General features: G+C 51.1%; 9 protein-coding genes. All 9 read left to right on the forward strand.

Annotated features, from left to right (window positions below; genetic code table 11):
• The first annotated feature begins 433 nt into the window (after window positions 1-433).
• The 9 genes from RW092_RS04665 (at window position 434) to RW092_RS04705 (ending at window position 10869) form a co-directional block, all read left to right on the forward strand.
• The gene (locus RW092_RS04665; RefSeq protein ID WP_316009646.1) at window positions 434-2113 is read left to right on the forward strand and encodes a ribonuclease J; all 1680 of its coding nucleotides are present in this window, start codon (window positions 434-436) and stop codon (window positions 2111-2113) included.
• A gap of 221 nt (window positions 2114-2334) precedes the next feature.
• Window positions 2335-3096: a ClpP family protease gene (locus tag RW092_RS04670; protein WP_316009647.1), complete on the forward strand. Its 762-nt coding sequence runs from the start codon at window positions 2335-2337 to the stop codon at window positions 3094-3096.
• Window positions 3093-3317, forward strand: a complete 225-nt coding sequence (locus tag RW092_RS04675) for a YlzJ-like family protein (protein WP_016312389.1) — start codon at window positions 3093-3095, stop codon at window positions 3315-3317. Before RW092_RS04670 ends, RW092_RS04675 begins: the two co-directional genes overlap by 4 nt.
• A gap of 81 nt (window positions 3318-3398) precedes the next feature.
• The gene (locus tag RW092_RS04680) at window positions 3399-6080 is read left to right on the forward strand and encodes an FtsK/SpoIIIE family DNA translocase (RefSeq protein WP_316009648.1); all 2682 of its coding nucleotides are present in this window, start codon (window positions 3399-3401) and stop codon (window positions 6078-6080) included.
• 145 nt (window positions 6081-6225) lie between these two features.
• Window positions 6226-7062 (forward strand): spore cortex-lytic enzyme, encoded by an 837-nt coding sequence (sleB, locus tag RW092_RS04685; RefSeq protein ID WP_028539130.1) that lies wholly within the window; start codon window positions 6226-6228, stop codon window positions 7060-7062.
• Between the two features lie 100 nt (window positions 7063-7162).
• Entirely contained in the window at window positions 7163-8443 is a 1281-nt protein-coding gene (gene yfmF / locus RW092_RS04690; protein WP_316009649.1) for an EF-P 5-aminopentanol modification-associated protein YfmF, read from the forward strand.
• A gap of 4 nt (window positions 8444-8447) precedes the next feature.
• On the forward strand, window positions 8448-9728 hold the full coding sequence (gene yfmH, locus RW092_RS04695; protein WP_016312385.1) for an EF-P 5-aminopentanol modification-associated protein YfmH: 1281 nt from the start codon (window positions 8448-8450) through the stop codon (window positions 9726-9728).
• On the forward strand, window positions 9729-10496 hold the full coding sequence (gene ymfI / locus RW092_RS04700) for an elongation factor P 5-aminopentanone reductase (RefSeq protein ID WP_316009650.1): 768 nt from the start codon (window positions 9729-9731) through the stop codon (window positions 10494-10496).
• A gap of 118 nt (window positions 10497-10614) precedes the next feature.
• A complete protein-coding gene (locus tag RW092_RS04705; protein ID WP_016312383.1) occupies window positions 10615-10869 on the forward strand; it encodes a DUF3243 domain-containing protein in 255 nt (84 codons plus the stop codon).
• Window positions 10870-10991: the final 122 nt, after the last annotated feature.

Raw genomic sequence — 10991 nt, forward strand, 5'->3', positions numbered from 1 at the left:
ACGTATGAACTCAGTTGAACGAACTTAAAAGGACGCCGCCAGGCGTTTTTCTTATCGTGGCACAAGGTAAGGTTAGACGTAGGGAAAAGCGCTGACTTGTTTTTTGCCAATTTAATCATGTATAATGAGTTCAAGTGACTGGGTGCGGTGAATTATGAATTAAATGGCTTGTTCAAGAAGTTGGCTTCTGCCAGTGTAAGCGAGTACGGAGAACGTTTTACCAGACCGCTTGGTATGGATGAAGCTGTGGATTTTACTAGAACTTGATTGAACAACCATTTGATATGACTTTGAGAAACGGCGAGTTCGTCTTGATCAAGGCGATTGTTTATTCCTGCAATTTACAGGCTTTGGAATTTAGATGTAGCGTTTGGAGCTATTTCCATAGGGATTTTCGATACGACGTCCATAATAATAGGAGGGTTAGATTCACTTGTCTAAAAAAATAAATAATGAGAAATTGACGATTTTCGCATTGGGCGGCGTCGCAGAGATTGGGAAGAACATGTATGTCGTTCAATATGCCAATGACATTGTTGTCATCGACTCCGGACTTAAGTTTCCGGAAGAGGACATGCTCGGCATCGACATCGTCATTCCCGATATCACTTACTTGACGGAGAACCGCGATAAAGTAAGAGGCATCGTATTGACGCACGGCCATGAAGACCATATCGGCGGTTTGCCTTACGTGCTGAAGAACTTGAACGTTCCGGTTTACGGGACGAAATTAACTTTAGGTCTGGTTGAGAACAAACTGAAGGAAGCGGGACTGCTCGGCGAAACGAAACGCGTATTGATCAATGCCGATTCCGTGATTGAGCTTGGAACAACGATGAAAGCTTCATTCTTCCGGACGAATCATAGTATTCCGGATTCGGTGGGTGTATGCATCGAAACTCCGGAAGGAAATATCGTTCATACCGGTGACTTCAAATTTGATCATACCCCAGTCAATGATCAATATGCGGATTTGCACCGAATGGGCGAAATCGGGAAGAATGGCGTGCTAGCGCTGTTATCCGACAGTACTAATGCGGAGAGACCGGGCTTTACGCCATCGGAGAAGAATGTTGGCATCGTACTTAGCGATATTTTCCATAAAGCGAAGCAACGCGTAGTTGTAGCAACCTTCGCTTCCAATGTTCATCGGATTCAGCAAGTCATCGATGCGGCACACGCAACGAACCGGAAGCTGACCATCATTGGCCGCAGTATGGTGAACGTGGTGACAATCGCGGAAGAGTTAGGGTATCTGAACGTACCGGACGGAATCATCATTGAGCCGGAAGAAGTTAACAAGATGGCTGCAGATCGGGTTGTCATTTTGTGCACTGGTAGCCAAGGTGAACCGATGTCCGCCTTGACGCGGATGGCTCGCTCGACGCATCGCAAGGTTGATATTCTTCCAGGCGACACGGTTATCATCGCGGCAACACCGGTACCGGGTAATGAGAAGTACGTAGGCCGGACGATTGATGAATTGTTCCGCCTCGGAGCAGAAGTCATTTACAGCGGATCGAATTCCGGTGTTCACGTTTCGGGTCACGGCAGCCAGGAAGAGCTGAAGCTCATGCTGAACCTGATGCGGCCGAAATATTTTATTCCGATCCACGGGGAATATCGTATGCTGCGGAAGCATGCTTTGCTTGGGGAGTCGGTTGGTATTGATCCAGACAATATCTTCCTGATTGATATCGGGGATACGATTGAGATTCAGAACGGTGTAGCTCGCAAAGCTGGGAAAGTTCCAGCTGGTAATGTGCTCATCGACGGTCTTGGCGTAGGCGATGTCGGCAATATCGTATTGCGCGACCGCAAACTGTTATCCCAAGATGGGATCCTGGTTGTGGTTGTCACGCTGAGCAAGCAAGACGGAACAATTGTATCCGGACCGGATATTATCTCGCGCGGCTTCGTTTATGTACGTGAATCGGAAGGCTTGCTGGAAGAAGCGAACCGTATTGTCTCCAGTACACTGGAGAAGCTGATGAGCGAGAACGTAAACGAATGGGCTTCGTTGAAAACCAACGTGAAGGATGCCCTTGGCCGATTCTTGTATGAGCAAACGCGCCGTAGACCGATGATTTTGCCGATCATCATGGAAGTATAATGATGAATTAACCAACTTAAGCACACAGTCGCCCCTTTCCTGCCGGTTATTATGGACGGTTTCCGCAGGAAAGGGGCTTTTTGTCGTTTTCATGCGATATGGCGTGAGGTTCCTGATTTGAGGTCTCTCTTGCATAGATTGAAGAAGGTTGTCGGCATACTAAGGGCTGCATAGACAACGAGACTTCGTCGGATTGCCGACACCGAAAGGAAGGCTTAATCATGAATAAGCACTTAAGCAAATCAAGCGTTCGCAGTGAATCTGAACTTCCGCCAACGACCGAACCGGAGAAAAAAGAAGCCACAGTTCCAGAAATGATTCAGCAGCTCGGGCAAACGGCGGTGCCTACTTCCGGTGAATCGAATGTGTATTGCTTAACGATCATTGGTCAGATCGAAGGGCATTTAGTGCTTCCGCCGCAAAATAAGACAACGAAATATGAACACGTTATTCCTCAATTAGTGGCAGCGGAACAGAATCCGCGGATTGAAGGACTGTTAATTATATTAAATACCGTAGGCGGCGATGTGGAGGCGGGGCTTGCCATTGCAGAGATGATATCTTCCCTGTCCAAGCCTACCGTCACGGTTGTTATCGGCGGCGGGCATAGCATCGGTGTTCCGATTGCTGTGGCCTCCGATTATTCCTTGATCGCCGAAAGCGCCACGATGACCATCCATCCGATTCGCATGACCGGGCTCGTGATCGGAGTTCCTCAGACTTTTGAGTATATTGAGAAGATGCAAGAAAGGGTCGTGCGTTTTGTAACAACCCATTCGAAGATATCCGAGGAGAAGTTCAAGGAGCTGATGTTTAAGACGGGGGAATTAAACCGGGATATCGGTACAGCAGTTGGCGGCAGCGATGCAGTGAAGTACGGGCTAATTGATGCCATCGGCGGGATTGGGGATGGATTAGCCAAGCTGAATTCGATGATTGAATCGAAGCGACAAGCGAAGCAAGCAGGAGGGATAACCCAATGACGCATTATACGATCTTGCCGGAGGAGGCTTATTGGGAGAATGCCGAAAACCAGGCGGCGTACGGTGAAATCGAACTGAACGGCGTGCTGATGCAGGTGCGGATGGAGGAGGGCAATCGGGCGACCATCGTACGGCTGCTGCGCTGCCGACTGGAGGATTATTTGAACCCCGATCTGGCGCCCGGGCGGCAAATTACATTTTACCCCACGTTATTAAAGTGAGAATCTATGCCGGCGACGGCATCTTTTCTAGGCCCCCCTCGGTGAATATGGTATAATATTCATCTAGGGGGTGTTTTCGTTTTGCCACGGAAACGGAAGAAGAGGAAAGCTGCGATCGGCAGCATACTGAAATACGAAATATACGGAATCATCCTAATCACTTTATCGATTATCGCCTTGAGCGGGGAGGCTGCCGTAGGAAGGACGCTATCGAAAATGGCTGCGTTGATCCTCGGCAAATTTTATTTTGTGATCCCCTTAATTGGCATTTACATAGGACTAGCCGTCATGATCAACCGGAAATGGCCGAATCGCTGGAACGCTCGCCGCAGCGGTGTGCTGCTGGCAGTGTTAGCGCTGACGCTGATGAGCACCATTTCGGCCATGCAGCATAAGCTGGCGCCAGCCGTGCCTTTATCTACAGGTAATGTGCTGGGCCAGATTCACCGCGATCTGCAAACAGCGTTGTTCCAGCCTGCGGTGAGCGATGCCGGCATCAGCCTGCTGGGCCTGGATATTAGCGGCGGCTATGTTGGTGCACTTGAATTTGCTTTGCTTTATTCTTTGTTTGGCATGGCCGGTGCGAAGCTGATTATGATCGTACTGTTGGCGATTAGCTTCATGCTGGTGACCGGATTATCGTATGTGGATTTATTCCGAATGCTGAATTCCCGATTGGCCGTGCTGGCCGAAAACTTCGGAAAAAAAATGCGCATGCTTCGTCCGATCCCCGTGCGGAACAAAGCTAAACGAGCGGTGAAGAAGACAGAGCCTGTGGTTACCACTTATGATGATTCGGAGGATGAAGAATCTTCTCTCGATGAAGAAGCGGTGCCTGCTGCAAGCGGTAAGAAGCCGGTATTTTTCCAGCTGCTGAACTTCAAGGGAAGATCTGATGAACCAGTGGAAGCAGCGCCCATCGAAGATGAGAAGCCTGCGGTCGCGGAGTCTGCTGAGCAATCGGTGGATGCAGGAATCAACTGGAATGAAGTCAACTATATCGGCAGGGATGAGGACGAGTCTAGGAAGTCAGACGGATTTGCTGGCAGTGACACAGGGCCGATTATCCGTGATTTCTTCGACCACATTCAGCAGGAAAGCTTCCATCAAGATGAGGAACCCGATGAGGACGAGCCTGGGCTGCATAGCGCTCTCTCTCCTAGCGTCCCATTCGAGGAAACAGCACAGGATGTACTTGATCCAGTAGGAGAGGATATCTCCGGGGATAATGATAAATCCGGGCTTGGGAATCCTGCAGCCGATATGCTTGAGGGGGCTGGTGAGGCTGAGGGCGACGGACAAGCTGCGGCACCGCCGCCTGCGCCTAAGCCCGATCCGAAGCCGTACAAGCTGCCTTCGTTCCGGCTTCTGTCGAAACCGGCTGGGGCAGGGAAGTCCGGTGATCAAGCGGATTATATGCAAACCGCGCGGAAGCTGGAAGCTACGCTCGAAAGCTTTGGCGTGCGGGCCCGGGTGTTGGAGGTCGTACGCGGACCTGCGGTAACCCGTTACGAAATTCAGCCGGATATCGGTGTGAAGGTCAGCCGAATTGTTAACTTAACGGACGATATCGCCTTGGCTCTGGCAGCGAAGGATATCCGGATGGAAGCACCGATTCCAGGGAAATCTGCGATTGGAATCGAGGTGCCGAACAACGAGGTTTCGCTGGTGACGATGCGCGAGGTGATGGAGACGCCAACGTTTATGGAGGCGGAGTCTAAGCTAAGCATAGCGTTTGGGCGAGATATTTCCGGTCAAACGATCGTGGGCAATCTGGCGAAGATGCCTCACTTGCTGGTGGCCGGGGCTACCGGCTCCGGGAAGTCGGTGTGCATTAACGGCATTATCACCAGCATTCTGTTCAAAGCGAAGCCGGATGAAGTGAAATTTATGATGGTCGATCCGAAAATGGTCGAACTTAATGTGTATAACGGTATTCCGCATCTGCTCACTCCGGTTGTGACCGATCCGCGGCGCGCTTCACTAGCGCTGAAGAAGATCGTGGTGGAGATGGAGAAACGATATGAGTTATTCTCCAAATCGGGAGCGCGGAATATTGAAGGCTACAACCAAATGATGGCGGACCAACCTGAGGCGGTGTTGCCGTATATCGTGGTGATTGTCGACGAGTTAGCGGACCTCATGATGGTTGCAGCCAGCGATGTCGAGGATGCCATCGCTCGTTTGGCGCAGATGGCCCGGGCGGCGGGGATCCATCTGATCATCGCGACGCAGCGGCCTTCGGTAGACGTCATCACCGGCGTAATCAAAGCCAACATCCCGTCACGGATCGCGTTTGGCGTATCGTCTCAGGTCGATTCCCGAACGATTCTGGATATGGCTGGTGCCGAGAAGCTTCTAGGCCGCGGGGACATGCTCTATATGCCGATGGGCGCGTCTAAGCCGATCCGGGTGCAGGGGGCGTTTATGAGCGACCAGGAGGTCGAGGCGATTGTAAACTATGTGCGGGGGCAAGGCCAAGCCGAATACGACGAAAGCCTGGTACCTGAAGTGGATGAAGAAGTACAGGAGACCGAAGAAGTACAGGATGAGCTCTTTGATCAAGCCGTCCAAATCGTACTGGAAGCCAAGCAAGCCTCTGTTTCCTTGCTGCAACGACGGATGCGGGTTGGGTATACTCGTGCTGCGCGTCTGATCGACTCCATGGAGGCGCGAGGAATTGTTGGGCCATATGAAGGCAGCAAACCGCGGGAAGTGTTAATGTCCATCGATCAATATAAAATGGGAAGGATCTCTTCTTGATTCTGTAGAATCGAAGGGGGCCTTCCCTTTTCTTTAATTCGTCTAGCTTGAACCTTATGGGTGCATAGGAAGGGACAACGGTTGTCATACTAAAGTTACCCATCCTTGTAGAACAACTTCTAAGAAGAGAGGTAGAGCTAAACGTATGAAGAAAGCAAAGATCTGGTTTGCCTCCGGTTTAGTGCTGCTCTTGTTCGGAATCGGATACGGGGCCGACGTGCTCCGGCATACGCTTACCGAGGGCAAAGTCAATACTTATAAAGCGCAGCCCGCGTTCAGTGAACAGGTTATCGATTATGGAGCTTTCGGGAAGGACGTGTATGAGCTGCAAGGACGGCTCGCTTATCTCGGTTTTTATCATGGGAAGCTGGACAGTTATTTTGGACCCAAAACCCTCGAGGCGCTTAAATGGTTTCAGTCGGAATTTGGCATGAAGGTTGACGGACTCGCAGGTCCCAAAACGAAACTGAAGCTGTACAATGCCACAAAAAACTGGAAGCCAGGCATGGAGTACGCGAATACCGGCGGAAGCAAGAAGTCCCAAGACGGTGCGGCCAATAAGTCCAGTGGCGGCGGCAGCGTCAAAGCGGAATCCGAAGATCTATCCGCCTCGAACACTATGGGGCTGTCGGAGAACGATTTAAAAATTATGGCGAATGCGGTATACGGAGAGGCACGGGGGGAACCTTTCGAAGGGCAGGTTGCCGTAGCTGCGGTTATTTTAAACCGGGTGAAGTCGCCGAGCTTCCCTAACACCGTATCCGGCGTGATATTTCAGCCAGGCGCATTTACAGCCGTTGCCGACGGTCAAATCTGGCTGGAGCCAAACGAACAGGCACGTAAAGCTGTGCAGCAAGCGCTAAACGGCTGGGATCCAACCGGCGGTTGCTTGTATTACTTTAACCCAAAAACGGCGACATCGAAATGGATCTGGTCGCGTCCGCAGGTGAAGACGATCGGAGAGCATATTTTCTGCATGTAAATAGCTAAGTTTCGAAGGAGCAGCCGCTTGTCGTCAGGTTGCTTCTTTCCTTTGAATTGGTATAGAATGGAACTGACTTTCTTGTAAAGGAGTTTTGGCTTTGAACAAAACGCGATTTGAGCGCGGCACCGTAGGCCATATTCGTCTGCATGTCCTGCCGACCAACCGATTCAAAACTTTTGCCATTTCTCTATATGCGGGACTGCCGTTGCAAGAGCAAACGGTTACCGCAACGGCCCTTACTCCGTTCGTACTGCGCCGGGGTACGGAATCATATCCGGAAACGACGCAGTTCCGCGAGCAGCTGGAGCATATGTACGGAGCGGGCTTCGGCTTTGATGTATATAAACGCGGCAATTACCAAATGGTCCAGTTCCGTATGGACACGATTAATGATTCTTTTGTCAAAAGCAACGATTCCCTCTTGGGACAAAGCTTTGCTTTTCTAGGGGAAGTCGTAACCAAGCCGGCGAAGGAGAACGGGGTGTTCCGCACCGCCTATGTGAACTCCGAACGGGAGTCCGTTCGTAAGAAGCTGGAAGGGATCATTAACGATAAAATTCGCTATGCGGCTGAACGCTGTACAGAGGAGATGTTTAAGGACGATCCTTATCGTCTCCATCCGCTGGGGGAACGGAGCGAACTGGACGGCATAACGCCCGAATCCTTATACGCCTCCTACCAAAGCTGGCTGCAGCAAGCGCACCTGGATTTGTATGTGGTGGGCGACACGACGCTGGCCGAGGTGGAGGAGCTGGTTACCAAGCATTTTAGCTTGAATCGTTCAACCACTCCAGCATATAAGCCGGAGCAGGTGGATCTTCGAGGGAAGGAAGTTCGGACCGTAAAAGAAGTGCTCGACGTCAATCAGGGCAAATTGAATTTAGGTCTTCGTACACCGATCACTTATGGAGACGATCGCTATGCTTCCTTGCTGCTCTATAACGGCATTCTGGGCAGCTATCCACACTCTAAGCTGTTCCTCAATGTACGGGAGAAAGAAAGCTTGGCCTACTATGCCGCCTCTCGTTACGACGGGCATAAAGGCATCGTCAGCATTCAATCCGGCATTGAAATTGCCAATTATGAGAAAGCCCTTCGCATTATCGAAGCGCAGCTGGACAGCATGCGTGCTGGAGAAATCAGCGAGCTGGAGATGAGTCAGACGAAGGCGATGATCCGCAACAGCTTGCTGGAGATGCAGGATTCCGCTTTTGATATGATCGCCTATGACTTCAACCGCGTTCTGTCTGGTAAAGACCGGTCGGCGGAGGAACTGCTTCATCAAGTCGAGCAGGTTCAACCTAAAGATGTTGTAGCGGCCGCGGAAACCGTCCAGCTTGATACGATATACTTTTTGACAGGCCAGAAGGAGGGGTAGGCGGATGGAAACGATACGTTATGACGCTTTGCAGGAAACGCTGTATCGCGAAACGATGGACAACGGTTTGCAGGTGTATGTACTCCCAAAACCGGGCTTCCAGAAAACGTACGCCACGTTCGCGACCAAATACGGCTCAATCGATAACCATTTCCGGGTAGAAGGGCAAGACGACATTTCGGTTCCAGATGGTATTGCCCATTTTCTGGAGCATAAAATGTTTGAGGAGCCTGAAGGCGATATTTTTGCCACCTTTGCTTCCCAAGGCGCTTCCGCGAATGCGTTTACCAGCTTCGACCAGACGGTCTACCTGTTCTCGGCAACGGAGAAGATTGCGGCCAACCTGGAGACGCTGATTAATTTCGTACAGCATCCTTACTTTACCGACCAGAACGTCGAGAAGGAAAAAGGCATTATCGGCCAAGAGATCGGCATGTATCGGGATAACCCGGATTGGCGGGTCTATTTTGGCCTGATCGAAGCGATGTATAAGGTGCATCCGGTTCACATCGACATCGCCGGCACCGTAGAATCGATTGGCACCATTACCAAGGAAACGTTGTATACGTGCTACAATGCGTTTTACCATCCGAGCAACATGCTGTTGTTCGTCGTTGGCGGGGTAGATCCGGAGGAAGTGTTCAAGCTGGTCCGGGATAATCAAGCGAAAAAGGAATACAAACCGCAAGGATCCATCGAGCGGTTGTTTGATCCGGAGCCGCGTGAAGTGTCGGAGAAACGGCGGGAATCCCGCCTGCCGGTGTCGCAGCCAAAATGCTTATTTGGCTTTAAAGAGACGCGCCTCGGCTTTGCCGGCGAGGAATTGCTGCGCCGCGATCTGGCTACGAAGCTGGCACTGGATCTGCTGTTTGGGGCCAGCACGAAGCTGTACCAAAAGCTGTACGATCTCGACCTGATCTCTGACAGCTTTGGCCATGAATACAACAGCAACCCGAATTACGCGTTTTCGGCGATCGGCGGGGATACGAAGGATCCAGACCGGATGCTGGCTGTAATTAAGGAGGAAACTGAGGCGGTGCTCGCTTCCGGATTCCGTCAGGAAGATTTTGAACGGGCGCGCAAGAAGAAGATCGGTGGATACTTGCGCATGTTGAACTCGCCGGAGAACATCGCTCACGAATTCACCCGTTACAAATTCCGCGGCGGCGATCTGTTTACGGTCCTTCCGATTTATGAATCGCTGACCTTGGAAGAGATTAACGCGCGGCTGCGCGAGCATATCGATTGGGAGCAGCTTGCCGTCTCGATTGTGGTGAGCCCGTAAATGCAGACCAATCATGGGATAGGAAAAAACATCGCGGACATGACCGTCCTCATCACTGGAGCAAGCCGGGGGATCGGCGCCGAGGTGGCGCTGCGGTTCGCTTCGGTGGGCATGAACGTGGTGATTCACTATATGAATTCTCACGAAGCGGCGAATGAGGTAGCCCGCAAATGCTTGGAGCTTGGAGCCAAGGCTTATACAGTTGCGGCGGATCTGCGCAGCAAGGAGCAAATCCTGCGGATGAAGGAACGGCTCGACAATTACGGGTTGTATCCCGACATATTGGTCAACAACGCGGGCATCTCGCATTATGCACTCTTGTCCGATGTGACCGAAGACGAATGGGACGACATTATGAACGTCAATTTAAAAAGTGTGTTTCTCTGCAGCCAGCTGTTTATGCCGCATATGATCAGCCAACGCTTCGGGCGTATTATCAACGTTTCTTCCGTTTGGGGAATCACGGGTGGCTCTTGTGAGGTTGCCTATTCGGCAGCCAAAGGCGGAGTTAATGCATTTACCAAAGCGCTGGCCAAGGAACTGGCCCCCTCCGGTGTTACGGTGAATGCCGTCGCTCCAGGAGCGGTGAAGACCGAGATGATGGAGCGGTTTGATGCGGAGGAGTTGCGGCAGTTGGAGGAGGATATTCCCGTAGGACGGCTGGGTTCACCGCAGGAGATCTCCTCATTAGTTTATTTTTTGGCGCTGCCGGAATCCGGTTATATCACCGGGCAAATCATCAGCCCCAACGGCGGCTGGATTACCTGAGTCCGATGTTTTCACAGGTTTTGGATTAAGTGTTGGAGCTCGGCGCGCGCATAAATTCCCCGGGATTTTCGCATATTACGACTGTTGATTTTAAATCGCCAAGCGAAGGAGGATTTTCATGTCAACAGTACTCAAAAATTTTGATACATGGAAGAAATTCCTGGGTGATCGCGTCAAGCATGCGGAAAATGCCGGCTTCAGCGAAGAGGAAATCACCAACCTCGCATACGAAATCGGCGGTTTTCTGGACGACAAAGTGGATCCGCAAAACGAATCCAACCGCGCGCTCAAAGAAATTTGGGATGTGGGTACGGAAGAAGAGCGGAAGACCATCGCTCGTCTGATGGTGAAGTTGGCCAAGAAAAACGCATAGTTCGATCTTTGGAAAAGCTCCCGCTTCGGGAGCTTTTCCCCCATTTTCTCGATAGTGTAAAATCTCTGTGGGTGTAGGAATTGGAAAAAGCGGATATAGAAAAAGAGCTTCTCCCTTGGTAA

Source organism: Paenibacillus sp. 3LSP, assembly GCF_032465655.1.
GTDB classification, from domain to species: Bacteria; Bacillota; Bacilli; order Paenibacillales; family Paenibacillaceae; genus Fontibacillus; species Fontibacillus barengoltzii.

Bases quoted from the DNA above. Each gene is read 5' to 3' on its own strand.
- RW092_RS04670 (WP_316009647.1), top strand. From the start codon at position 2,335: ATGAATAAGCACTTAAGCAAATCAAGCGTTCGCAGTGAATCTGAACTT.
- RW092_RS04705 (WP_016312383.1), top strand. From the start codon at position 10,615: ATGTCAACAGTACTCAAAAATTTTGATACATGGAAGAAATTCCTGGGT.
- RW092_RS04675 (WP_016312389.1), top strand. From the start codon at position 3,093: ATGACGCATTATACGATCTTGCCGGAGGAGGCTTATTGGGAGAATGCC.
- ymfI (WP_316009650.1), top strand. From the start codon at position 9,729: ATGCAGACCAATCATGGGATAGGAAAAAACATCGCGGACATGACCGTC.
- yfmH (WP_016312385.1), top strand. From the start codon at position 8,448: ATGGAAACGATACGTTATGACGCTTTGCAGGAAACGCTGTATCGCGAA.
- sleB (WP_028539130.1), top strand. From the start codon at position 6,226: ATGAAGAAAGCAAAGATCTGGTTTGCCTCCGGTTTAGTGCTGCTCTTG.